General features: G+C 47.8%; 19 protein-coding genes and 1 pseudogene. 19 read left to right on the plus strand and 1 reads right to left on the minus strand.

Annotated features, from left to right (window positions below):
• Position 1 precedes the first annotated feature (1 nt).
• The 14 genes and pseudogenes from MKY85_RS15930 to MKY85_RS15995 all read left to right on the plus strand — a co-directional run bounded on the left by MKY85_RS15930 (position 2) and on the right by MKY85_RS15995 (position 21,547).
• Entirely contained in the window at positions 2–1,612 is a 1,611-nt protein-coding gene (locus MKY85_RS15930; protein WP_342570035.1) for a response regulator, read from the plus strand.
• A gap of 5 nt (positions 1,613–1,617) precedes the next feature.
• Positions 1,618–3,441 carry a sensor histidine kinase gene (locus MKY85_RS15935; RefSeq protein ID WP_342570037.1) on the plus strand — a complete coding sequence of 608 codons (1,824 nt, stop codon included), beginning with the start codon at positions 1,618–1,620 and terminating at the stop codon, positions 3,439–3,441.
• 251 nt (positions 3,442–3,692) lie between these two features.
• Positions 3,693–4,634 carry an ABC transporter permease subunit gene (locus tag MKY85_RS15940; protein WP_253436441.1) on the plus strand — a complete coding sequence of 314 codons (942 nt, stop codon included), beginning with the start codon at positions 3,693–3,695 and terminating at the stop codon, positions 4,632–4,634.
• 25 nt (positions 4,635–4,659) lie between these two features.
• A complete protein-coding gene (locus MKY85_RS15945; RefSeq protein ID WP_253436444.1) occupies positions 4,660–5,580 on the plus strand; it encodes a carbohydrate ABC transporter permease in 921 nt (306 codons plus the stop codon).
• A 78-nt stretch (positions 5,581–5,658) separates the two neighbouring features.
• Complete coding sequence (locus MKY85_RS15950; RefSeq protein ID WP_342570040.1) at positions 5,659–7,404, plus strand: extracellular solute-binding protein; 1,746 nt, start codon at positions 5,659–5,661, stop codon at positions 7,402–7,404.
• A 105-nt stretch (positions 7,405–7,509) separates the two neighbouring features.
• On the plus strand, positions 7,510–10,560 hold the full coding sequence (locus tag MKY85_RS15955) for a family 78 glycoside hydrolase catalytic domain (protein WP_342570042.1): 3,051 nt from the start codon (positions 7,510–7,512) through the stop codon (positions 10,558–10,560).
• 45 nt (positions 10,561–10,605) lie between these two features.
• Entirely contained in the window at positions 10,606–13,590 is a 2,985-nt protein-coding gene (locus tag MKY85_RS15960) for a sugar-binding domain-containing protein (RefSeq protein ID WP_342570043.1), read from the plus strand.
• Positions 13,591–13,611: 21 nt separating this feature from the next.
• A complete protein-coding gene (locus tag MKY85_RS15965) occupies positions 13,612–16,329 on the plus strand; it encodes a family 78 glycoside hydrolase catalytic domain (RefSeq protein ID WP_342570044.1) in 2,718 nt (905 codons plus the stop codon).
• A 25-nt stretch (positions 16,330–16,354) separates the two neighbouring features.
• Positions 16,355–18,145 carry an L-fucose isomerase gene (locus tag MKY85_RS15970; protein ID WP_342570047.1) on the plus strand — a complete coding sequence of 597 codons (1,791 nt, stop codon included), beginning with the start codon at positions 16,355–16,357 and terminating at the stop codon, positions 18,143–18,145.
• A 77-nt stretch (positions 18,146–18,222) separates the two neighbouring features.
• Positions 18,223–20,127: a DUF2961 domain-containing protein gene (locus MKY85_RS15975; RefSeq protein ID WP_342570049.1), complete on the plus strand. Its 1,905-nt coding sequence runs from the start codon at positions 18,223–18,225 to the stop codon at positions 20,125–20,127.
• Between the two features lie 20 nt (positions 20,128–20,147).
• Positions 20,148–20,246, plus strand: a pseudogene (locus MKY85_RS15980) (LysR family transcriptional regulator); the annotation flags it as partial.
• A 71-nt stretch (positions 20,247–20,317) separates the two neighbouring features.
• Positions 20,318–20,629, plus strand: coding sequence for a hypothetical protein (locus tag MKY85_RS15985; protein ID WP_342570051.1), 312 nt, complete (start codon positions 20,318–20,320; stop codon positions 20,627–20,629).
• A gap of 200 nt (positions 20,630–20,829) precedes the next feature.
• Positions 20,830–21,270, plus strand: a complete 441-nt coding sequence (locus tag MKY85_RS15990; protein ID WP_342570052.1) for a class I SAM-dependent methyltransferase — start codon at positions 20,830–20,832, stop codon at positions 21,268–21,270.
• Between the two features lies 1 nt (position 21,271).
• Positions 21,272–21,547, plus strand: a complete 276-nt coding sequence (locus MKY85_RS15995) for a hypothetical protein (RefSeq protein ID WP_342570053.1) — start codon at positions 21,272–21,274, stop codon at positions 21,545–21,547.
• A 95-nt stretch (positions 21,548–21,642) separates the two neighbouring features.
• On the opposite strand, the gene MKY85_RS16000 is transcribed toward MKY85_RS15995, so the two are convergent.
• Positions 21,643–21,987: a helix-turn-helix domain-containing protein gene (locus MKY85_RS16000; protein WP_339233920.1), complete on the minus strand. Its 345-nt coding sequence runs from the start codon at positions 21,985–21,987 to the stop codon at positions 21,643–21,645.
• 275 nt (positions 21,988–22,262) lie between these two features.
• Here MKY85_RS16000 and MKY85_RS16005 point away from each other — a divergent pair, with 275 nt between their 5' ends.
• From MKY85_RS16005 to MKY85_RS16025, 5 genes are all read left to right on the plus strand, one after another.
• A complete protein-coding gene (locus MKY85_RS16005; protein ID WP_339233922.1) occupies positions 22,263–23,600 on the plus strand; it encodes an NtaA/DmoA family FMN-dependent monooxygenase in 1,338 nt (445 codons plus the stop codon).
• Between the two features lie 20 nt (positions 23,601–23,620).
• Positions 23,621–24,361 carry an oxygen-insensitive NADPH nitroreductase gene (gene nfsA / locus MKY85_RS16010; RefSeq protein WP_339233924.1) on the plus strand — a complete coding sequence of 247 codons (741 nt, stop codon included), beginning with the start codon at positions 23,621–23,623 and terminating at the stop codon, positions 24,359–24,361.
• 92 nt (positions 24,362–24,453) lie between these two features.
• Positions 24,454–25,185 (plus strand): NAD(P)-binding domain-containing protein, encoded by a 732-nt coding sequence (locus tag MKY85_RS16015; protein WP_339233926.1) that lies wholly within the window; start codon positions 24,454–24,456, stop codon positions 25,183–25,185.
• 236 nt (positions 25,186–25,421) lie between these two features.
• Positions 25,422–25,880 carry a MarR family transcriptional regulator gene (locus MKY85_RS16020; protein ID WP_339233928.1) on the plus strand — a complete coding sequence of 153 codons (459 nt, stop codon included), beginning with the start codon at positions 25,422–25,424 and terminating at the stop codon, positions 25,878–25,880.
• Positions 25,881–26,168: 288 nt separating this feature from the next.
• Positions 26,169–26,705, plus strand: coding sequence for a GNAT family protein (locus tag MKY85_RS16025; protein WP_339233930.1), 537 nt, complete (start codon positions 26,169–26,171; stop codon positions 26,703–26,705).
• Positions 26,706–26,919 lie beyond the last annotated feature (214 nt).

The raw sequence follows: 26,919 nt of genomic DNA on the forward strand, positions 1-26,919 counted from the left end.
CATGTATAAGGTGATGATCGTAGAGGATGAAATGCTCGTTCGCATCGGACTGAAAAATTCCGTCGAATGGAGTAAATTCGGCTTGGAGGTTACGGCCGATTTCCCGGATGGCCTGGCCGCATGGGATTATTATGAGCGCGAGAAACCCGACGTGGTCATTACCGATATCAGTATGCCCAGAATGGATGGAATGGAGCTGATCTCCAACATCCGCAAGCAAGACAAACATACACGCGTCATTGTGCTGTCATGTCTGGAAGAATTTGAATTGGCTCGCAAAGCACTGACACTGGATGTGTCCAGTTATATTCTTAAACTAACCATGACCGAAGAAGAGATTGAGCACGTACTAACAGGGGTCAGGGAAGAGCTGGATCAGCAGCATATCCCACCCCAATCGCAAAAGACAGGGACGGCGTCTCCGGATATGGAGCTTGTGAAGGAAAAGATGTTTAAAGATTTTATGTTCTATCGCATCTTCTCAACGCAGGAATTCGCCAGATTCGTCTCGGAGAGCGGTCTACGCCTTTCGCCCGTTCGTCTCGTCGTGTGCGTAATGGAAGTGGATCGATATGCCTCGCTCAAGGAACGTTTTCGGGATGAACACGGCCACTTGGTCAAGATGTCGCTGTTAAACATTTTAAGCGAGATTACGTCCGGTTATAAACGGGGAGAGGCGGTTCAGATCAACGATCGGCATTACGCGCTTGTATTGCATTATGCCGATATACTGTCCGAACAATCCATCGTGCAGGAACTTCGGCAGTTGCTCGAACATGTTCAGGATACGATCCGTCATTATTTCAACAGTACTGTTTCGTTCGGGATCAGCAGCATCAACGGGGGATATGACTCGCTGCCGAGACAATATGCCGAGGCACAACGCGCGTTACAGCGTAAATTCATCACCGGCCCCGGACAACATCATCAAGGAATAGGGCGTGCAAACCATTCGGGCGTGCTTGAACGACTTGAACGGCTTCGAAGCCATACACCTCTTCGGGAATTGCTTCCTTCGCTCAAACAGAAAGAATACGACGAATTCCTGGATGAGATTGAACGCGGCATGAACGAAGAGCGAAAATCAATGGAGATCACGATCTACCAGTTTGTGCAATGGATTAATACGAATGTATATGATCATAACAATGAAAAAACGCTGCTGCTTAGCATGACCGAACAGTTGGAAATCTGTGACACGATGCCGGATATGCTTGACCAGGTCGTTATCTATATTGACACGTTGGTTGATTTAATTCGCAAGCGCTTACAAATGAGTGATGAGATTACCCGCGCCATTGAGTATATCAAACGTCATTATACCGAAAACATCAGCCTCCAGATGGTTGCAGACCATGTAGGTCTAAGCATGGGGTATCTCAGCAACCTGTTCCGGAGAGAGCTGCAGATCACTTATATTGATTATGTGAACCGTTATCGGATTGAACGCGCCAAGGACCTGCTTGCCCAAAATCAACTGCGCTCTTCCGATGTGCCGGCTCTGGTCGGCTTTTCGCCCGAGTATACGTATTTTAGCAAGGTATTCAAAAGAATCACGGGTCTTAATCCGAACGAATACCGGCGCCAAACGACGCTCAAAGACAGAGGGTGACATGAATGAGAACATCCGTCAAATCCCTGTTTGTCTCCAGACAGCTCCGAACACAGCTTATTCTGTATATTATGGTCATCAGCCTCGCCGTACTGGCGGGGGCTTCTTATTTTATTTATTCCTTTATGCAGAACATGATCAAAATCCAGAACGAACGGTTGCTCTACCAGCAATTCCAACAGCTTGACCATAACATAGGCGGCCTGGTGAAAGAGATCGATCGCCTATCCATGCTTTTTCTGCGGGATGATCACATTCAGCAGTTTTTGTACAAAATTTCAGAGAAAACGGAAGAGGAATTTCTCGAATCGAAAAACGACGTGCAGCGGGTCATTGCCGATTTCATCGACAACTACAACTATATTGACTCGATTTATATTACGGCGGATAATCTCGGGGCAGTAGGAGGCAGTCAGAAGCGTACGCTCGTTTACGATCGGGACGCATGGCAGCAGAGTTTCTTTACTTCCGAGCCCTTCCGTCAAACGCTCGAACAGTATCCTCATCTGGTTATGCATTCCGGGATCAAAAAATCATTCTACAATCCGTATCTGACCGGAGAGGACGATGGTTACCTGATCAGCCTGATGCGTGGCACGCGTGCCATCTATGATCCAACCACAAGCGCCACCCTGATTTTTAATATCGATGAACGGTATCTATCATCCATCTACGCTACGGCGCTCAATAGTGAAGAAGGCGATATGTATATCGCCAGCGCTGACGGAACAATCATTTCGGCAAGTGAGGCGGATCGGGTAGGGACGCAGAGCCACTTCATACCGGGAGCGGAATTGACGGACGGGGCCTACGGAAGCCTGGATGACGAAAAAGCCGGACGCAGCATGCAGGTTGTATATTACAAACTCCATGACGGCGGGTGGTACCTGCTGAAGGAAATTCCGCTCAGTCAATACGCAGACCAGATTCTGGGCGTTCAACGAATGCTTGTACTCGTGTTCACGATTAGTGTGCTTGCGATATTCATAGCCTCCTATTTCTGGCTTCGCAAAATCATTAAACCCCTCAACCAATTGTCTAGCAAAATGAAAGACATGAGCCGCGGTGAACTCGGGGTTACCGTCGATCACGTTCCGAATAATGAGCTGGGCACGGTCATTCGCCGCTTTAATGAGATGTCGCTCAGCATGGTAGAACTGGTGGACAAAAACAATGAGATTCAGGAGAAAAAGAGGGAGCTGGAACTGGAGGCATTGCAGTATCAGATTAATCCGCATTTTCTGTATAACACCTTGAACATGATCCGCTGGATGGCTGTCATTGTGAAGGCGGACAACATCGTAAATACGATTGTAGCACTGGGCAATATATTGCGCCCCGTATTCTCCAGCAAAGACTCCATGTGTTCTCTGCGGGACGAACTGTCGTATCTGGACAATTATCTGAAGATCATTAATATGCGATTCAACAATAATATTACATTTACAATGGACGTGGATGAAGAGTGGATGGATTGTCAGGTGCCACGTTTTATCCTGCAACCGCTGCTGGAAAATTCCATTGCTTCCGGCAGACAGAGTGAAGATTTTGCCATTCAGATTGGAATTACGGCCTCAGTCAACCAGGAACGTCTGATGCTGAGGGTCACCGATTCCGGCGTCGGAATGGATGCAGAGAGCATCTTAAAGTTAAACGAAAAGCTGGCTAAGGGAGAATCGCCCAAATCCACTGTTGGGGGGAGCGGAATCGGACTGAATAACGTCAATAAACGGATTCGTTTGTATTATGGACCGGACTTCGGCATTCATTTCGTTCCGGCCGATCAGGGCGCAGAGGCCATCGTTACCTTGCCTGTACATCGATTATAGAAGAGGAGCTGCGGCTTCGAATGATCCATGCTCTCGTGAGCTTCGCCGAAAGGCAGCACATGAGGGCGTTTTTTGCATATTGGAGCACTGCTTATTCGTTCAAGCGGAGTCTCAAAATTGTTCAAGTCGGCTCGGAAGGCAGCTTTGTTTTTTTCAAGCAAATCAGGGGATCTTTCATTCAAGGGCCATCAAGAAAGCGTTATCATATGAATAAGCCAATACGAAAGCACACGTACAAAGGAGAAATTCATATGCAACGTACCAAGACCCTGAACAGAGCCGTAACCCAAAGGACCGGCAAGCTGAATCGCAAGGACGGCATACACCTCCTGCTTCTGGCCACACCATTTGTACTGTTTACGCTGGCCTTCAGCTACGTACCTTTATTCGGATGGATCTACGCATTCTTTGATTACAAACCAGGCATCCCACTTCAACAAACCCCTTTTCTGGGGCTGGAAAATTTCCGCAACATGCTGGATGATCCACGGATGGGACCCGTGCTGGCGAACACGCTGGCACTAAGCTTGTTGTCCATTGCAACCGCTCCCGTACCGATGCTGCTTGCCATACTGATCTCGGAAGTCCGCTCCGGCTGGTTCAAAAGGCTGGTGCAGACCGTCTCTACACTACCGAATTATATTAGCTGGATCATCGTATTTTCCCTCGCATTCAGCATGTTCAGCACGGAGGGAGCCGTCAATTCCATCATGATGAAAACGGGGATCGGCAGTCCACCCGTGGATATTCTTGGTAACTATGACCGGGTATGGACGGTGCAAACCTTGCTGTTGCTGTGGAAGTCCGCAGGATGGAGCGCCATCATCTATCTAGCTGCCATCGTTGGCATCGACAGCGAACAGTATGATGCAGCCAAGGTGGATGGCGCCGGGCGCATGCGTACGATCTGGCACATTACGCTACCGAGCATCATGCCGACCTTCATTGTGCTTTTGCTGCTCTCTGTCAGCAACCTGCTGTCCGCAGGGTTTGAGCAATATCTCGTATTCAGCAACGTCATGATTGCAGACCGGATCGAAGTGCTTGACCTCTACGTGTACCGGCTCGGATTGGTGACAGGTGACTACTCGTACTCGACGGCTGTGGGCATTTTCAAAACGGTAATTAGCGTTCTGCTGCTCTTCAGCGTCAACATTCTATCCAAGAAAGTTCGCGGTCAAGGCATCGTCTGACCCCAGGGAAAGGAGCAAAACAAACATGCGCACACAACCCGCAGGACAGACGCTTCGTCCCGTCCGCCATACCGATTGGAAAGACCTTACGTTCACCCTTTTTAATTACATCGTGCTGTCCTTGCTTGTCATCATCACCATCTATCCGTTCTATTATATCTTCATCTATTCAATCAGCGATCCCATCGAGGTTCAGAAAGGGGTATATTTCTGGCCAGCCGGCTTCTCCCTTGAAGCATACCAAGCGACGGTGAAATTGCCGGGCATCATGGACGCTGCCATTGTCAGTGTCTCCCGGACCGTGCTCGGAACGTTAATTACGGTGTTCAGCTGTTCCTTCTTTGCTTATCTCATTACCAAAGAAGAGATGCCATTCCGCAAAATCATTTACCGTTTTGTACTGATCACCATGTACTTCAATGCAGGCTTTATCCCATGGTATCTGACGATGAAAACGTATGGATTGCAGAATAATTTCCTGCTGTACATCATTCCAAGCGCGATGTCGGGCTTTAACATCATCTTGATCAAAACGTTCATCGAACAGCTACCCGCATCCCTGGAGGAATCGGCCAAGATCGATGGGGCCGGGTACTTCCGGATCTATCGAAGCATTATTTTCCCGCTGTCGATGCCGATTATCGCCACCATTGCCGTATTCTCCGCCGTAGGTCAGTGGAATACCTGGTTCGACAACTTTTTCCTGGTGGAAAATCCGAAGCTGCAAACGTTGCAACTGGTACTCTACAACTTCCTGAACCAGTCCAGTAACCTGTCCAACATGACGACAGATGAGTTGACCCGCGGCGATGTTGTCCGGACGCTCACACCACAGTCCATTCGCATGACCATTACGATGCTTGTCACGCTGCCGATTGTCCTGGTGTATCCGATGCTGCAGCGGTATTTTGTCAAAGGCATCATGATGGGAGCCGTCAAGGGTTAAGGTTGTATATGGTGCAATCACACCGGATTATCCGGCAATCGCCGATAATTATAGAAGAAGAAACAGGAGGGTTATGACATGAGAACTAAAAAGTCGTTCCGCCAAGTAATTGCACTGCTCATGATGACGTCCTTGCTGCTGGCAGCTTGTACGGGCAGCGGCTCGGGAGGCCAGACCAGCACGGGGGAAACCGGTTCGTCAGATACCGGCTCGGACAAAGACCTCGTGACGCTGCGAGTGCTCATCATGGAAACCGGCTCCAAGTGGAATACGCAGCAGAACAACGAAGTGGCCAAGGCTATTGCCGAGAAGATCGGTGTCAAAATTGAATACGTTGAAGCAGACGAAAACAAATTCAATGTATTGCTTGCTGGCGGCGATCTGCCCGACCTGGTACGTACAGACGTGAACAAATATCAAAAACAGTTAATTGAAGGGGATCTAATCGTTCCGCTCGACGATCTGCTCGCTACATCCGGCAAAGACATTACGGCGAACATCGGTACTGTGGTCGAATACAGCAAAAAGAACTGGAGCAACGGCACCGGAAACCTGTATTTCCTGCCTCCCCAAGTGCAATCCAAACCGGGCACTTCCATTGCGCCAATTACCATAGGCCCGACGATTCGTTGGGACTGGTATAAGGAGATCGGCACCCCGGAAATGGCCACAATGGATGACTTGCTGGACGTTGTAGGAAAAATTGTGGAAAAGCACCCGCAGACCGAAGACGGCAAAAAAGTGTACGGCGTGTCCATGTGGCAAGATTGGGGATTATGGCCTTATACGATTCCGCCAATTATCTTTACCGAGAATGTAGGCACGACAAGCGACCTGACTGCAGCCAAAGTTGGCGGTAGCGATTTCATCAGCAACTTGACCGACGAATCCTCCAACTTCTGGACTGCACTTAACTTTTATAACAAGGCTCAACGCAGAGGATTGCTCGATCCGGATTCCCTGACGATGAAGAACAATGACTACATGGCTAAGGCAACTGCAGGACAGATCGTTGTTGGCCCCGCCACCTGGGCGATGGGGGATTTCAATGCACAGCATGCCAAGGATGGCAAAGGTTATCTCGTTGTACCTGCCGGCAAACTGGCCTGGACGGGTGCAGTCAATCCGCTCGGATGGCAGGATAAAGCCTACAGCATATCCAAAACATCCAAACATCCTGAAAAAGCGATGGAATTCCTCAATTATATATACTCCTATGAAGGTGCACGCACCATGTATAACGGCGTAGAAGGAACGCACTGGAAGATGGTAGACGGCAAACCGACACTTACGGACGAAACACTCGCATTGAAAGCAGCAGGCGGAGCTCCATACGAAGCAACTGGACTTTCACTGGATCGCAACATCATCGGTCTGGGCGGTGACATGGTCAATCCCGATGACAAGATGCCAGTCGACCTCTTTACCTCGGAGGAGGCGCTGTCCAAAGCGGCCACCCCGCTTGAGAAAGATTTTGCAGAACACTATGGCGCTTCTTACTCGGGAGAAGTATTCAAAAATTGGATCGATCAAGGCAAACTCAATACGTTCACCACCTGGATGGACGGCATGACGGACGAGGAAATCGTACAGCGGAACACCGTTCCAGGCGTAACCTTGGACGACAAATTGAAGAAACAGGAAGCAGAACTTAAAGAACTGGCAGCGCGCGAAGCGGCCAAAGTGATTCTTTCCAAGGATGAACAGGCATTCGAATCAAATAAACAGGCTGCACTTGCGGCATTCAAAAAAGCAGGAGCAGATGAGTTTACCGCCTGGTATAACGCCGAAGTGCAGCGGCTTCGTCAAGCTCACGGGCTGTAATACGACTTCGCTCGTAACGACAAGCGTCACGAAGAGGAGCTAAAGCTGTGAAGTTTTAGCTCCTTTTCTTTTAAAACATTCAGTCAAACGGGAGTTGATACAGCCGTGGAGCATATTTTATCGACTGGCGGAAGGGATCTGCCGACGGAACGGAAAGAGAACGCTGTTCAGACGGAAGCATTCACGTGGCATGCCTCATGGATCTGGGGAGAAGGCGAGGACTGGCCGCGCAACGAATGGCGTTGTTTTCGCCGGGAATTCGAATGGCATCATGGGGACCATGGAAGCGCTGAGGTAACCATCACAGCAGATGCCCGATATGTGTTATATGTCAACGGAGTGCTATGCGGAAGAGGACCCAATCGCTCTTGGCCTTTTGAACTTAACTATCACGTGCATGAAGTGGGCCATCTGCTGCATTCCGGTCGTAATACGCTGGCTGTACTTGTTATCAGCTATGGTGTAGCTACGTTTGCGTATTTGCCGGGAAGGGGCGGGCTTCTCGCTCAACTGGAGTCCGTTCACTATGAGGCTGATGGGAGTTACCTGAGAAAAGAACTTATCGTGGGTACGGATGCATCCTGGCAGACCGCTCTGCATGACGGATATGAACGAAGGTCGGCGCGCATGTCTTGTCAGCTTGGCTTTGCCGAACAGATGGATGTGAGCTGCTGGAATGATCGTTGGCAAGGAGTTGACACCTTGCCGCTCGAAGAGCAAGGTATCTGGACTCCTGCCCGCATCATTGGCACGCCTGGCGATGCGCCATGGGAATGCTTGGTCGCAAGTGATATTCCGGAACTGACGGAGAAAGAAGTATGGCCTGTCCGAGTGGAATCATTGAAAGAAGCATCTCTCGTGTCCTGGACGCATGTGCTTGATGTACGTGAAGCGATGGAGCCGACAAGTCGGATGCACGCCAATCCGGTATCCTTTGCCGGTTATGTCGCAGCGGTCATTCGGGCAAGTAGCGAAGTCGAAGCGGTTGTCGGATTTTTCAGCGCGTTCCATGCTCTTCGCGGCATCACGCTTAACGGCTCATATTACCCTGCATCAGATATGGAGGGAGAACGGCCGCGCAGGCTTCAGCGGGTTAGGTTGCGGCAGGGAGAGAATCTGCTGCTGATCGAGCTGGCAGGGCAGGATCATGGCGGAGGGTTGCACTTTGGAATCGACTGCGATGTTCCGTTTACGGTTGTATCGCCATTCGATGATGCACCAACGGGCAACACACCGTTTGTCCTGATTGGTCCGTTTGCCACCCTCGTGCATATCGACCACCAACCGGATCGTGATCCTATCCGTGCATATCAGGGCTTTGGCGGTAGTCAGCCTCTGGACGAGAAAGCATTTCCGGATGCCGATGTATATCTGCGATGCCGCAGCTTGGCTTCCGCCCCTGAGCTTGTTCCAATCCGCGGCTGGATGAAGCCATTCCCCGAGAGGCTTAGCTCGGAAGCTTCAATCTTTGCGTCCAGCATCTGGAAGATGCAGCAGCAGACGCGTCCCGTTCCTGCGGACTTGCAGCAGGTATGCGTCGCCAATCGGAAGCCGGCAATCGTGCCGACAGGCTCTGGCGGAAGGAGCATAGAGCTGATTCTGGACTTTGGCCGCGAATGGTCGGGCTATCTGCGATTCGAGGTCGATGCGGGGGAAGGCACCGTCATCGACGCGTATGGCTTCGAGTATATGGACGGCGACTGGCGACAGGATACCTTTGGCGTGGATAATACGCTTCGCTACGTATGCCGTGAAGGCAGACAACGCTACGAATCGCCAATTCGGCGCGGACTTCGTTATCTCATGCTTACCATACATGGGAATGCGAGACCCGTGCGACTGTTCGGCATTAGCCTTGTGCAAAGCAACTATCCGGTGGCAGAGATCGGCCGATTCCATAGTTCGGACGCGATGCTGAATGACATTTGGGAGATCAGCAAGCATACCACCTTACTGTGCATGGAAGATACATTTGTGGATTGTCCCACGTATGAACAGGTATTTTGGGTTGGCGACAGCCGTAATGAAGCGCTCGTGAACTACTATCTATTCGGTGCAACGGATATTGTAAAACATGGTCTGCAGCTTGTTCCGGGATCAAGCCGGCAATCGCCGCTCTATGTGAATCAGGTGCCCAGCGGCTGGAGCAGCGTGATTCCGAACTGGACTTTTTTCTGGGTCACTGCTTGCCTTGAATATGTCCGTCATACAGGAAGCAGGGACTTTGCAGCGAAAATCTGGCCAAAGGTAAAGTTCACGCTTGATCACTATATCTCACATATCGATGTCAGAGGACTATTGTTCATTGAAGCCTGGAATCTACTGGACTGGGCACCATTGGAACAGCCGAACGACGGAACGGTCACCCATCAAAATGCGATATTTGCACGCACGCTGGCAGATGCGGCCCAACTGGCCAAATTGGCAGGTTGCACAGAAGACAGCCCTTACTACTGTTCCGCATCGGAAAGAGTAACCCGCGCCATAAACAATCATCTATGGAGTGAGGATCGGCAGGCTTATATGGACTGCATTCATGCCGATGGCTCTCTTTCCAGCACCTATAGTATGCAGACGCAGGTCATGGCGCTGGTTACCGGCATTGCAGTTGATGAGCGAAAGGAGAAGCTCAACGCGTATTTAACTTCGCCACCTGAGGATTTTGTAGCCATAGGCAGTCCGTTCATGACGTTTTTCTATTATGAAGCGCTGGTGATGCACGGCAAGACGGATCTAATGCTCCGGGACATGAGAGAGAAGTTTGGGGAAATGGTGAAACATGAGGCGACCACTTGCTGGGAGATGTATCCGGGATTTGCCGAGAATCGGCCCCATCCGAAATACCTGACACGCAGTCATTGCCACGCCTGGTCGGCAGCACCAGGTTACTTTTTGGGAACATCCGTGCTCGGGGTTCGCCCGATTGCAGACGGTTGGACACAAGTTAAGGTTGCCCCCCAGCCTTGCAATCTGCAATGGGCAAAAGGAGCTGTACCTCTGCCTGGCAACGGAAGGATCGACGTGAAATGGGAGATTCGGGAAGAGGAAGGTAGCGAGCCCACGTTTCATTTGGAGGTATGTGCTCCGAAAGAAATTGCAATTGTAATGGAAGCACCTGAAGGATACCGACCAGTACTGGTACACAGGACATTATGAGTGCACATGCAAAGCGAAACTGATCAAGAATGGAGAATTAGCGCGATGACACACATCTCATATTACCGTTCAGATGAAGGTAAACGCTTTCTGGACGAAGTTCAGGACGAGGCCTACGTCCGTTCCTCGCTGCATGGGGATGCATGGGTGGAGAAGGACAGCCACATTCCAATCCGCTGTACGACAGACAGAGTACACATTACAAAAGCATCCCGCCATGCCGATGCAGAGCCATCAGCTGATTTCACATATACCAATCACCACAACGCTCGCAATTCTGCCTTCAAAGAAACATTACTTTTGTCCGGAATCTGGCGTATGAAGGGAGGCGAGGCAGCTGATCATGGAGATCCCGCGCCTGCGACGGGCTGGTATGGACGAAAAGCTCGGGCGAGTGAAGGCATGCGGGAACGCTGGTACGAACCGGCTCACGATCGAAGCGATTGGCTGGAAGTCAGCGTACCCACAACGGTGCAAAAAGCGCTGGTTGATCAGGAACTGCTCGATGATCCCCACTGGAATACCAACACGATCGATGAACTGGAGAATCACGGTATGCCTGAAGAGACCCCCGTCTGGTTCCGCAGGACACGTGTGGAATGCGAGGAATGGTGGTTTGCTACATCATTTGAACTGCCTGAAGAATCGGTGGGAGGCCGACTCTCCTTGCAATTCGACGGGATCGACTACTCGGGCACCGTATTTTTTAATGGCGCATCACTGGGACATCATCAGGGCATGTTTGGCGGCCCAATTCATGATATTACAGACTTGGTTCGACATGATAAATCCAATGTGGTTGTTGTTCGACTGGACCCTGCACCTCAAAGTTGGAACGGCCTGATGAAGCCCAGTCCGGGCTTTGGCTGGCATTATGGACACCTGATTTCACTCGGCATCTGGAAGGATGTACGGGTGGTGGCCGAACCGGACATCGCTTTGCTTGATCCGTATGTTGTAACCCTGTCCCACACCTCGGATGAAGCTGTGCTTCACTTGGAGTTTACGACGGAGAGCAGTCTCATTGAGCAAGTGAAATTAACCATCAAAGGCTGTATCCGGTCGAAGAAATCGAAAACGGTTGTGGGTTCATTTGACCCCGATAACCAGACATTTTGCCAAAGGGATACCCATTTTACGTATTCCATTGAAGTGCCCTATGGTCGCAGCAAATTCAGTACCGCAATCAGACTGACTGATCCCGAGGTTTGGTGGCCGACGGGTTACGGGGAACAGCCTCTCTATGAGCTTGTGTTATCTGGATCCAATTCTGGGCCCATTAACGTTGGAGAAGCTCACACGACTTTTGGCATCCGTACGATTGAAATGCGTCCTCTGAACGATGCAGTACCGGAAACGGAATATCGCTGGCAGTTTGTCATCAATGGCGAGCCAATGTTCATCAAAGGCGCGAACTGGTGTTGGCCTGATGCCATGCTTGACCATCAGAATGGGCAGTATGAACGGCTGCTGGAGCTCGCCCGCAGGGGAAATGTGCAGATGCTCCGGGCCTGGGGAGGCGGCTTGGTGGAAAGTGAAGAATTTTATAATCTGTGTGATGAAAAAGGCATTATGGTCTATCAGGAATTCCCGCTCTGCTGGGGTCCACCCGATTCACCACTGACGGACCTTGGCGTTATTGACCGCCAGACCACAATTTCAGTAAAACGGCTCAGAAACCACCCTTCCTTGATCATGTGGGGGGGAGGCAATGAGAACGGCAATCATGGCGGTGCAGATGAAGGATTATTTTTGGTCGGAAAAAGATGCCGTGGATACGATCCATCCCGTCCGTTCCATCGAACCGATCCATGGGGCGGAAGTGTGCATAACTGGAACGTATATCACGGGGGTGAATCCCTGGATGAGGCAACGTTAGCGATGCCATCGGTGTTTTATGGCGAATTCGGCATTCCAAGTCAGACCAATGTTTCAAGCTGTCTGCGCTATATGCCGGAAGAAGCGTTGGCGTCATTTCCTCCAACGGAAGATAGCAGGGGTTGGAAAGCGCATTTTCACCAGTTCGGTCTGAAGGATATCATTAAAGTCATGCGCTACGCGGCGTACGGACCGATCCGCAACTGGCAGGACTACATCACGTATTCTCAAACCGCTCAAGGTGATGCGATTCGACTGACCGCTGATGTACAGAGGGCGGGAACAGGAAGAGATAAGAGCGGCTTCTGGTACTACAAATTCACGGATTGTTTTCCCGGACATTCGTGGGCGGTGGTCGATTATTACGGAACAGCCAAGCTTTCCTATTATCGTGCCAAACAGGCTTCACGTCCGCAAAATGCCTTCATCACCTGCACCAAACTGGATGCGTGGCAGCCAGATGAGATATTCCGCGCAGCACTGCATGTCGTGAACGATTCGCGTAACGCCCTTATCAATGCAGCTATCCAAGTCTCGATGTACGACAGTCAATTAAGCGAGGTGATGAAGTGGAATTATCCGGCGCTAACCGTGAAGACCGGGCTGGCGAGCTGCATCGATCAACTGGAAATCACGTTGCCGGAAGAATCAGCAATTCGGCCGTTCTTGATTGTCATCACGCTTCATGAAAGCAATGGAGATCTTGTGTCCGATCAGTGGTATTGGTTCAATGCCCAGCCGAAGAGCCCAGAGCTGATCACGTTTGAGAGGGAGCACCGCCATCAAGCAAACGAATACCCTGGCGATGAGGCCAAGCAGGCATTTGCATTGTACGCCGAACTCTCCGATGCACCGCTGCATGAACTCCCGCGAACTACGCTTGAATGGTCTGTCGAGACCCAAGACCAGAGCGGTTTCATTGTCATTCGAAACATGGGAAACGTGCCTGCGATTCGAGTGATGATTCACCATTTTCCAGACGAGTGGAGTTGTTATCTGGATGACAATGATTTTGGATTGCTTGCGGGAGAAGAGAGACGTATCCCGTTTGAAATCGGGCCTGACGTGATCCTGGACGGCATCACGGTAAGTGCCTGGAATGCGTTTGAGATATCCCGAAGTGGCGTGCCCATCACAAGTAAATCGTGCTGACTGACAGGAAGGAGCGACAACATGACATCCATGAAGAACATGGCGGAAACGAAGGAGAAATCAGTATCTGACGAATGGTGTGCCAAGTGGATTACACGCCCGGTAGTCCAGCCTCATGACTGGATTTCATATCAGGCGGAAGTCATTCTCAGCGTGGAAGAAGGCGGTGCAGCATTTCTGTTCGGTTATCGTGACGAAGGCAATCACTGTGGTATTGAACTGCTTGAGCCTGAAGAAGATGCACAGCAGACACACGTGTGCATATACCGCGTTGAAGAAGACGTACGCCAGGTTCTGGGGAAGATGGTTTTACCTGCACTGCACAAACTTCCTCAACGTTTATCACTCAAGATAAGTACGGAAGCCGGGGAATGGCAAGTATCCATCGATGAACATTACACGCATCGCTGCATGGCAGCAGCTTATGAAGGAACGATTGCATTCCGGACGACTGACGGGCAAAAGGCAACCTTCCGTGATCTAAGGCTCAGCGGGAGTGATGGCCGCGTGCTGTACTCCAACCGCTTTTATGATCCGAAGACGACTCATTTTACCACAGATACGATTAGCCCTTCGGGGAATGGGCTTGTGCTTGAGGAAAATATGCTGTCGATCTGTGAGGCACCCATTCCAGTTGACAGCCCTCTGTTTCGCAAACCATTTGAATTGCCATCGTCCGCAGTTGAAGCCAGATTGCGCATCTATTCGGTAGGTTGGTATGAGCTCTGCATCAACGGGAACCCGGCGGACAACCGAGTTCTGGCTCCAGCCAATTCGCCGTATTCCCGCAGAATGCTCTATGACACCTATGACGTGACCCATCTGCTTCAAGACAAAGATAACGTACTCGGCGTGTGGCTCGGGAATGGTTACCATTTCAATTATTCACGGTGGGGATGGAAATGGAATCAGGATAAAACCTTTATCCTGCAATTGGACCTCCAGTTTGAGGATGGCAGCAAGCGTACCATCATAACGGATGAATCTTGGTCATTCGCGTCAAGCCCGATACGTTCCAATGATATCTATGACGGAGAGTCCTATGATGCACGACAGGAGTACATCGGTTGGGATCAACCGGGATTTCTTGAAAACGGAAATTGGTCGAGAGCTGTAACTGCCGAACCACCTGTCGGCAAGCTTGAAGCGAACATCCAACCTCCTGTTGTACCTCACAACCCTGTCGAGCCCATCGCTGTCTTCAGGCCACGTCCGGGCGTGGGCGTATACGATTTTGGTCAGAACATGGCAGGGTGGGTTCGCATTCAGGTAACAGGAGCGGAAGGCAGTCAAGTGCGGCTGAGATACAGCGAGCTAGTCGATGAACAAGGCAACATTGATCCCTGGACGAATCGAAATGCCAAAGCAACCGACACATACATTCTCCGTGGAGAGGCGGAAGAACGTTATGAACCTCGCTTTACGTATCACGGCTTCCGTTATGTGGAAGTCAGCGGTGAAACAGATCATCTCTCCATTCAGGCCATTCCCATTCATGCAGACGTAGAGCCGGCAGGCAGCTTTGAATGTTCAGATGAAGGGCTCAATCAGCTCTACAGTAATATTCGCTGGTCATACCTCAACAATCTGGTCAGCATACCCACGGACTGCTGTCAGCGAGATGAACGTACGCCTTGTCTCATGGATTCCGCTGTTGTGGAGGAAGCTGGCATGCACCATTTCAATATGCAGAATTACTATCGCAAATGGCTCGGAGATATTGAAGAAAGCATGACCAACCCGGACTGGAGCGGAGACAAAGTCTTTCTTCCTTGGCGTCTCTATCAGCATTATAACGATCTGGATATCTTGCGCCAGAGTTATCCGTCCATGAAAGCATATATTGACCATCTGCATCAGGAGTGGCCAGACCATCAGGTGAAGGAGGGCTTTGGGGACTGGTGTCCTCCCAATGATGATGGTTGGGAAAATTACTTTCACGAAGTCGAACTGGTGAATACAAGTATTTACTACAAAATCACGTCCATTGTTGCCGAAACGGCGTTGATCCTAGGCTTGAGCGCAGATCATGAACATTATTCGACGCTGGCTCGGGATATCAACCAGGCCTTTCATCGAAAATGGGACGTGGGGAACGGCGTTTACAGCAGCGGTTCCCAGACCGCTCAGCTTCTGCCGCTCGCTTTTGGCATGGTGCCGGTCAAAGAGCGGGCCTCAGCCGCAAAACGGCTTGTGGAAGCTATTGGGGAACACGACGGTCATCTTCATACAGGCATCTATGGCACCAGATATCTGATTGACGTACTGGCGGACTACGGATACATCGATGTTGCCTATGATCTTCTGAGCAAAAAGGAATATCCCGGGTTCGGATACCAGATTGAACGCGGAGCTACGACGCTCTGGGAGCAATGGAGCGAGAAAGGCGGCATGCATTCCCATGACCACGCCATGTTCGGGGGCATCAGCGTTTCTTTTTACACGCGACTGGCTGGTATTAGGCCCGACTCGCCCGGTTATGAACAAATATGGATCGAGCCGATGATTCCCTCCAAGTTGGAAAGGGTTAGCGCTTCGCTCAGGACGGCACATGGACTCATTGCAGTAGCTTGGAAAAAAGACGAGGCAGGTCTGCACATGGACGTGACGATTCCTGAAGGAACCACAGCCACGTTTGTCGTGCCTGCTGATATGGTAAATGCCGTGAATCTACGCCGTTCTCACACATTGAACCCGGGACAACACATCTTCTCCATCCCAATCCATACGATCCAATAAAATATGCAGAAAAGGGGAAATACAGATGACGGATATGAAGCATCGTTATGAGAGTGGATTTCCAAAGATCGGCATTCGCCCAATCGTGGATCGCCGTAAACTTGTAAAGGCTTCACTGGCTAAAAGCACGATGGAACTGGCGCACGAAGCTGCTGCTGCGATTACCTCCATTCTCCGAAACCCGGACGGCTCACCCGTGCAGGTTGTCATCTTTAATACATGCATCTCCGGAATGAGCGAAGCAGCCCGTTGTGCCGAGCAATTCAGGAAGGAAGGTGTCGGCGTCCTGGTCACGGTAGCAAACGGTTGGTGTTATCCACTTGAAACGATGGAAACCGACCCAACCCTGCCTCACGCCGTCTGGGGATTTAATGGCACCGAACGGCCCGGTGCGGTCTATCTGGCTGCGCTGCATGCGGCGCATAATCAGAAAGGCCTGCCCATTTTCAAAATCTACGGCAGACATATTCAGGATCTGGAGGAACGCAAACTGCCAGAGGATGTTCGGGATCAACTGGTCCGGTTCACTCGTGCGGGTCTGGCTGCTGCACTGCTGCGAGGAAAATCCTATCTGTCGATCGGCTCCGTCTCCATGGGCATCGCAGGTTGTATTGTAGACGAAGATTTCTACCAGCGTTATCTGGGCATGCGCAATGCCTATGTGGACATGACTGAGGTTACGCGCAGGCTGGAGAAGCAAATCTATGACGAGCAGGAATTCCACTCAGCTATGGCTTGGGCCGATCTTCATTGCAAGGAAGGGCCTGATCCCAATCCGGAGTCGGTTCAAATTGATCCGGAGAGCAAAAAGGAGAACTGGAAAACTTCCATTCGCATGACGTTGATTGTGCGTGATCTGATGATTGGCAATCCCAAACTGGCCGAAATGGGATACGAAGAGGAGGCGTATGGTTATAACGCCATTGCTTCCGGGTTCCAGGGACAGCGTGAATGGACCGATCACCTTCCCAGTGCAGATGTGCTTGAAGCGATTCTATGCAGTTCATTCGACTGGAATGGCATTCGCGAACCCTATATGGTCGCCACCGAAAACGACAATCTGAACGCCATCACCATGTTGTTCAATCACTATTTGTCGCATACTGCCCAGATTTTTGCCGATGTTCGTGCATTCTGGAGTCCGGAAGCTGTGAAACGCGTGACAGACTGGCAACCGGATGGCTTGGCTGCGGCAGGGTTCATACATTTGATCAATTCGGGACCGGCGGCGCTTGATGGAACGGGGGAGCAGCTTCGCGACGGTCAGCCCGCGATGAAGCCTCACTGGGAGATTGATGAGCAGGAAGTTCATGCCTGCCTCAATGCGGTTAGCTGGCGACCAACCTATATGGACCAATTTGCAGGCGGAGGCTATTCTACCGATTATACAACGCGTGGGGGGATGCCCGTCACCATGGCACGCATTAATCTCATAGCAGGGCTGGGGCCGGTGCTTCAGCTTGCGGAAGGGTATACGTTGGAGTTGCCAGAGGAAGTGCATCAACGACTGGATCTGCGAACGACACCAACGTGGCCAACAACATGGTTTGTCCCGAATCGGGTAGCAGGTGATCCGATATTTGATGACGTCTACAGCGTGATGGAAGCCTGGGGTTCGAACCATTGTGCTGTAAGCTATGGCCATATCGGAGCCGACTTGATTACACTTGCGAGCATACTGCGCATTCCGGTTAACATGCACAATGTTGAAGTAAAGCGCATTTTCCGGCCCAGCGCCTGGACAGCATTTGGCACAAAAGATCATGAGGGTGCAGACTATCGTGCTTGTGCTGCATATGGCCCGTTGTATGGCTGAGCAGAGAGGATGACAGGATTGGAAAAGCTTTGTGAATTTGGAAGGTATTCATCTAATGACTCGGAGGTTGCAGACATATGACGACCCATTTACAGCCTAAAGGAATTGGCAATATGGAAAGGTTCGACTTGCTTCCTGTACTAAAAGACCGCGTGCAGGTTCACTATGAAGGAAGCATCGACAAGCAAGGACGCAATGCGGACTGGGATTGGTGGCTTTATAAGGACAAGGAGGAATGGGTGATTTTTGATTATTGCGGTCCAGGCTGCATCTATAATTTTGTCCAACACCGTTATCCCGAAAGTCCCGAACCTACCTTTTCTTTTTATTTTGATGGCGAGGATACACCCCAATTTGTGATCAAGGCCTCCGAATTCGGGAGTAAATTTCCTTTCGTAACTCCACTGGCAGACGTTTATATTGGACCCGAGGACAATGGGCGTGGACCGATACGCGTCGTTCGAAGTTATGTGCCTATGCCTTTCAAGAAATCATGCAGGATCACTTCGGATATTCAACTAAAAGGAGCAGCCAAAGGGGATGGCGGTTGGGGCCATGTCGTTTATCATTCCTATGATGACTCTGATCAAATATCTACGTTCACCGGAAAAGAAAACTATACCCCGCTGATTGAAATATGGTCTCGGGTTGGTGAAGATCCCAAACCAGCCGTAAAATGCAAATCCCGATATTACGAAATGCTGACCGTTAAAGCAGGAGAGAAACGAACCATTCTGGAAGAGGTGGGTCAAGGCAGTATCTCCTCGATAAGCGCTGCATTCAATCCCCACTCCTTTTCATCCGAAGACCTGCAACACCTCTGGATCAAAGCAAGCTGGGATAAACATGAACAACCGGATATTTGGTGCCCCATAGGTGTATTCTTTGGCAACGAGCTTGGATTCAATCCTGTCGGTGTACTGTCGCATGGAAGAAGAGGGGACGGATTATTCTATAACTATTTCTCCATGCCGTACTGGGAGCATGCGGTAATTGAACTGGTGAACAAAGGGAACCGTGACGCCTTGTTATCCGAATTAAACATTGAATTTACAGCAGAGCGAAACGCGGTTTATGAGAAGGGTCGAACCGGTTATTTTCGCACATCGAAATATTATGAACGTTTGGCAACAGAAGGGTCTGACAGCATCATCGGTCAAATCAAGGGAAAAGGACATATGGTGGCTGGACACGTAACAGGCTTTACCCGTAAACCAGGTACTATCAGCTGTGAAGGCGATGTCCGTATCCACATTGACGGCAATGCGACACCACAAGTTGAAAGCGACGGTTCCGAGAGCTGGGTATGTTATGGTTGGGGATTTCCCACGCCGCCTGAATGTAATCCATCCAGCGCCTATGACGGAATCCCTGACAACCCATGGTCCATGGTCAGAATGTGCAGCGGTGACTGGTATCCCTTTCAGACGGAGCTCGTATTTGGTATCGAAGCAGGCGAGTATAACAATCAGTATCTCGAACATTCAGGCATTCTGTTCTACTATGGTGTGGACGAACCGGGAATGGTTCTGACGGACGAAATGGATATTGGCGATCCCTTATCGGAGAGGAACCATGATTACAAAACAGAAGGCAGCCGCGGTTACTATACTCTGGATTCAGCTTATGAAGGCGACCAAGACGATATCATAATTCGTGACAGCGGTCATGAAACAAATGGTTATAGTGAATTCACAATCCGTATCAGGGAGGACAACAGAGGCGTAAGAATGCGGCGGCGGTGTGATCAGATCACAGGCAGACAACGGGCCTTCGTTCATGTAGATGGGGTGAAAGTAACAGAAAGAACGTGGTACACGGCGGACCGAAATCCCTATAAACGATGGTTGGATGATGAGTTTGTAATCCCTGAATCCTATACCAGAGGAAAAAAGGAGCTGCATATTCGAATCGAATTCATTCAGGACGGCGAGGCCAGAGCATGGAATGAATTCCGTTATTGGGTATATGCGATGAACTAGAGGAACGGAAAGATGAGCTGGGCGTTCGACTCTTTCACTCAGTACCTAATCAAGAGTTCAAACAGACATTATTTGAGGGAACTACGGATATCCCTTATATGCTTGACGAACCTATTAGAAGAAAAGCTGCGTTCGTAAATGGTTATGGTTTATCAAAAATGGTCTGGAGCCGAATGGACAGCCGTATGTTATGGCAATCACATTCCATCGTAGTGAAGTGGATGAACTGGCCATTAAGAGTCTTGGCGATTCCGTTCGGGATACAGCGCAGTATGATAACCTGAATCCGGATGGGCTAACACCTCAAGCACTGACCGCCCCAGAAGGTGAAGGATATATGGATCAGAGTATTACGAGAGCCATTATTGCTCCAAGTGAAGCTGAAGCCAACACTGTATTTGACAAGATGCTGGAGGATATGAAGAAGGCTGGCGATGAGAAAGTGGAAGATATCATTAACGAGAAATATGCTCAGCGTATGGAACTGTGGTCTTCAAAATAATTGGAAATAAACTTATAAATAAAAGTGTCCCGGGCGATTGCTCGGGGCGCTTTTTATTTGTGGACGCATTTAATCATAAATCCGTACGAAGTGAGAGGTAATTCATAGATCAATTAACAATTTCTTTGACTCTAATTGACTAAATCATTTCTTATCTGATGAACTAGTAAAAATGCTACAGCAAAGTGGGAACAACATCTATGATTCCATTTGTATATGACCAGATTAACCATTGGGGAAAAGACGACGAGTTTTTCCTTGCCTTACCAAATAAATTAAAAGTAGAGTCTATCGTTGACTTAGGCTGCGGAACAGGAAGATGGACGACTCATCTTGTTCAGTACGGTTATAAAATTACAGCTATTGATCCCCATGAAGAAGCAATTGAAGTAGCGAGAATTAAAGATAATGCAGGCAAAGTGAATTGGATTGTAGGAGATAGCTCAAATTTACAAACCAATACCAATGACGCGGTTATTATGACTGCCAATGTGGCACAGGTATTTCTAACTGATGATAGTTGGAAGAAAGTAATCTCAGACGTATTTCGATCCCTAAACGTTGGCGGCCACTTTATTTTTGATATTAGAAACCCTTTGGTTAAAAGTGTGGGAAGAGTGGGAGAAGGACAAGACTCCTGACTTGGCTAAAGATATGCGAAGTGGAGACCCTCTCGAAATCTATACAGAATATGAAGGGTTTGAGGGAGATATCTATACTTTTTATGAAACTGTGAAAAATACAAAAACAGACGAAGTCCTAGTTCATGAAAAAATGCAGATCAGATTTCGAAATCAAGGAGAATTGGATGAGTCGCTGAAACAAACAGGGTTTTCGGAAATTGAAACATATGGCGATTGGGAATTTGAACACGCAAATTCTAAAAATCGATTCTTTATTTTTCATTGTGTAAAATAGAGTCATGCACAGAAATTAAAATCTTTAGCCTTTAGCTATGGTGTCAGACATTCCCAATCGTATATTTCAAGGCAACCGGATCAAGTTGCTAAATTTCAACCGAATTCTTTACCGAAGTCCTCCATCTTTTCAAGAATTGGAAGTAACTTCATTCCCTTTTCTGTCAACGAGTACTCGACTCGTGGAGGAACTTCCGGATAAATATCACGTTGAATAACGCCATCATTCTCTAATTCCTTAAGTTGCTTGGTAAGTGAGCCTTGAGAAAGATCCCCAAGGAATTTTTTGATGTCCGAATAGCGACGTGTTTCATCTTTTAGATACCATAATATAAAATACTTCCATCGTCCGGAAAGAACATTTTGCGTAAAGGCTATCGCGTACATATCACTATTTCCATCGATGAACTCTTGCTCAAATCCTTCATTACAAACCCGCATTGATATCACTCCTATTCTATAGGTACAGAAAGATGTACTATGTTCATTTATATTGCCCTCTTTGCAAAACAAACGAACACACTTAAGATTGGGTCAACAACCAAGACAATTTAATTTTGTTTTATAACATAATATTATTTTTTAGTTATATATTTAGCATGCTAAGTAATTATTATATTTTTCAATGTCATCGTTAGCAAGCTAGACTATTAAATTAATTGTGTATTGTAAATCCACTACTTGCTTATATGGAATGAATGAAGGAGAAGAATTATATGCAACAAAATAAGAAGATGCAATTGGCTCTACAGATGGTTTCGGGATACGGCGGTGAATTCAGCGCTTGGAGAGTGCCTGGCACTGACCCAGCAGCTTATACAAATATAGATAGTTATGTAGAACGGGCGAAGATAGCCGAAAAAGGGAAGTTTCAAATGATTTTTATTGCCGACACTCCTTCATTAACTGTGAACTTAGGCCCTCAGACGCCTGCGTTCCCAATGGATCCAACGTTGGCTCTAATGGCCGTAGCCCGAGAAACGAAACACATTGGACTTGTTGCTACACTCTCTACGACATTCAACTATCCATACAACATTGCGCGTCAGTTCAAAGCACTGGATGTAATTAGTCAAGGACGTGTAGGGTGGAATGCGGTTACAACATCCGACCCCTCAGCTGCTGCAAATTTTGGTGCCAAAGTTGCCAACCGTAAAGAGCGGTATGACAAAGCACATGAAAGTATACAAATTGTTCAGGCTTTGTGGGGGAGTTGGGAGTCCGATGCTTGGACACTTGATGTAGAGGGAGGGCAATTCGCTGATATGGACAAAATCAAGCCAATAAACCTTCAAGGTCAATATTATGCATCTCGTGGTCCTTTGCCAATTCCCCCTTCTGCACAAGGCCAACCTGTTATCTTCCAAGCGGGAGGAGGAGGTGAGGGATTAGAATTAGCTGGGAGATATGCCTCGGGCGTGTACGCGAATCCCTATGATATCGAATCTGCTCGTGAACAAAGACAAGCGATTCGGCAAAGTGCCGTTCATTTTGGGCGAGAACCTGATGATATCAAGATGTTTGCTGGTTTTATGTTTTCGCTGGCATCTACCGAAGAAGAAGCCTTGAACCGTCGAAAACAGCTTATGAGCTTTAATCCTCAGGAGATTCCTAGTCGGGTAAGTTATCTCGGTTCTATGATCGGTTTAGCCTTGTCGGTAAACTCGATAGATATTGATAAACCAGTACCTCCTGACTTGTTGAAACATGCATATGCTCATCCAATGGACCCAAGATCACCAAAAGCTTTGCAATTACTGCAGCAAGGGCTATCCATTCGCGATGTTCTTGCCCATGGGGTCATTAATTATCATCCTGTCGTTGCAGGAACACCCACACAAGTTGCTGATTTTTTAGAAGAATGGTTTTTGGCTGAAGCTTGTGACGGCTTTTCGGTCGTCCCCGATATAGCTTTTGATGGCGTTGCGGATTTTGTAGAGCTGGTTGTGCCTATCTTACAGAAACGTGGTTTGTTTCACACTGAATACGAAGGAAAAACCCTTCGAGAGAACATGGGCGTTCCATACGAATATGGGATGCGGGTATTGAAATAAACAAATAAAGGAGAGATTACATGAATCACACACTTGAGTTGCTTCATAATCACACATCGTATCGTACGTACACATCGCAACCCTTAGCAGAGGAACAAGTCGATGCGATCTTTAAGGCCGCCAATCAAACTTCATCGTTCAGTCTTTTGCAGGCCGTGTCCATTGTTCGTATCACTGATCCGGTTCTACGAAAAAAGGTGAGAAAACTTTGTGTTGATCAACCTTATATTGAAGAGGCGGCAGAGTTTTGGATTTTTTGTGCGGATTTTAACCGAAACCATCAAATTGCTCCGGATGTAGATATCGAATATATTGAATTCCTCTTGATTGGTTCATTCGATGCCGGGCTCATGGCACAAAATGCATTAACTGCGGCTGAATCCATGGGACTAGGCGGTGTTTTTATTGGTGCGGTCAGAGCTAATATTGAGGAATTATCAGACTTGTTGGGCTTACCGAACTATGTGATTCCCTTGGTGGGATTATGCATAGGCAGTCCCACGGGAGATAAACCTGAACTGAAACCTCGTCTGCCTCAATCTATGGTTTTACTTGAAAATCAGTATCAGGCACTCGATCAAGATATAATGGCTAGCTATGACGAAACCATGTTGAATTACTATGAGAATCGTCTGGTAAGAGCTCCTTTCACAGTCAAAAAAGTAACAGGATGGAGTGACCACATTCAGGATCATCTACAAAGAAGTATCCTACCTCAAATGATGGACTATTTGAACAAACAAGGATTTGCTAAAAAGTAACACGGCACACCTTATCAAACAATTAAAATGAAGAACTATGCTATGAGGTAACATGACTCACAAAATGGAATATCAAAAAGGGGAGCAAAAAAATGAGATTTGGAATAATCGGAGCAGGACCCATTGCATTATCTATTTCGAAAAAGTTGGTAAATAATAATCACGATGTGAAAATTGCAGATGCTCGTGATATAGAACGGTTGAAAGGGAAACCTATTAACGCAATACCTGTAAAGGTAGAGGATGTCATTTCCAATATTGATGTTCTCATTATATCAATTCCTCTTCATGCGCTGCCTAATATTCGTAGTGTAGTTGAAAAAGCGGCGGATGAAGTTATTGTAGTCGACACTTCCAATTACTATCCTCAAATGGGAGTGAAAATTGATGACATCGAGAATGGGATGGTTGAAAGTGTCTGGGTTACAAAACAATTAGGCAGATCAATTATCAAAGCTTTTAATAATTTGTTAGCCTATACTTTAGAACATGAGGGTACACCGGAAGGAAGCAGTCATCGCATTGCGGCAGCTATTGCCGGTGATGATCTTCAGCAAAAGCAAACAATTATGAGCATAGTCAGTGAATTAGGTTTCGATACAGTGGATAGCGGGAGTTTAAATGATTCATGGAGACAGCAGCCAGGAACACCAGCATATTGCACAGAACTAACCCAAGAGGAATTAAGTGAAGCACTTCAAAAGGCCAAAAAAGAACAAGCCCCATTTCTGCGGGACAAAGTTATGGAGAAGCTGATCGCGGCTTCTGGTGGATATTCGCATAAAGAAATCGTCAACCTAAATAGAGAAATGTATAATTCCTAAATCAATAACTCGGATACTAATATAGAAGAAGCGGCAGATGAGGACACGCAATAATGTCTATCTGTCGTTTTTTTGAAATTTTGGGTCACATGCAGTACGGTTCCCAGAGAGATATTTGCTAGAAATGATGTCCTTAGCACCTGGGTGTTTGACTTGAAAGTGAATTGACTCCTAAAATAACGTCGTGATACATTTAGTTTGCTTAATATTAATCAGTTTAAAGGGAGGGATCATATATGACAGATGCAGTAGACTGTGACATTAGACAGTCTTTAGATCGGATTTCCTCCCAAATGCGTCGTAATTATAGTGAATCACTGCGGGAACTTAATCTTTATGTAGGGCAGGATAATTTGCTCTATCGTCTGTGGACAGGTGACGGCGTAACACAGATGCAGCTATGTGAACACTTAAAATGTGAGCCTCCAACAGTAACAAATATGGTTAAATCACTGGAGCATAATGGATTTATATATCGCAAACGGGATGTACAAGATGCGCGAGTCATGCGTATTTATCTGACCGAAAAAGGGAAAGAATTAGAGCAACCAGTCAATAAAAAATGGAGGGAGCAACAAGCAAAATTGCTTCACTCCATTTCTGAGGAAGAACGTCTGATCTTAAGAAAGCTAATGCACCAAATGGAGAGGAATATAATACGACCGGGGATCGGTTGCAGTTTTGCTGAAATGTAATCAACTGAGCGAAGATACTCGGCAGCACTGACCGAATGTCGCGAGACGAGAACATGTTTCCACTTAAGTCGCTAATTTAGCGGCTTTTTTATTTTATCTGTACCGATTACCGGAATGGACAAGAGCATATTTAAATCCCTTAATTTGCTTGATGTCTTGGATTCTAAAACTCTTAAAATTCTCAGTTTAATGGGCAGGTTAGTTTTAAATTTAACGGGATTATATTTTTGAATTTGAATAGTACCTATGCTATCATTTACACAAATATTTATAAGAGGAGTGCTTACTTTGAGAAGCGTCAACATACATATTAGGGATATTTCCGTCGATGATGCTGCTGGACTACTCCAGTTGCAGAAAGAAAACCGTGATTTTTTTGAAATCTACGCACCGATACGCACCGACGATTTCTATACGATAGAAGGACAGCTTAAGTATATTCAAAAGCAGGTCGAAGCTAGAAAAAATGACCAAGCATATAATTTTGGAATCTTCACAAACACCGATAATATGTTAGTGGGGACGGTAAGCCTTTTCCACGTGATGCGGGGCCCACTTCAAAGTGCATACATCGGATACGACTTAGATCAAAAAAGTAACGGTAGAGGCTACACAACTGAGGCTGTTCGGTTAGTCGTTGACTATGGCTTCAATAAATTAAAATTACATAGAATTGAAGCAGGGGCAATGACGCATAATATCGCCTCAATTCGAGTGCTTGAGAAGGTTGGTTTTCAAAAAGAAGGTATTGCTCGACAGAATGTTCATATTAATGGAAAATGGGAGGATCATCAGATACTCGCGATTCTTAATCCATACAGTTAGTTCTTTAGAATATGAGTAGTACTGCCTCCATATAACTTTACGTTATAGAGTATAGTAAGACGGGAAACGTTAGCTCAATAATATGAAAAAAGCAGCTGATCAATGTGATTGGCTGCTTTTTATTTTAACTATCGAGCAGGATCATTCAATGACTAAAAGGAAATAAATCAACGAAACAAGTGTCGAGGGACAAGAACATGATCCCATTGAATTG

It is taken from the genome of Paenibacillus sp. FSL R5-0749, assembly GCF_038595085.1.
Taxonomy (GTDB): Bacteria; Bacillota; Bacilli; order Paenibacillales; family Paenibacillaceae; genus Paenibacillus.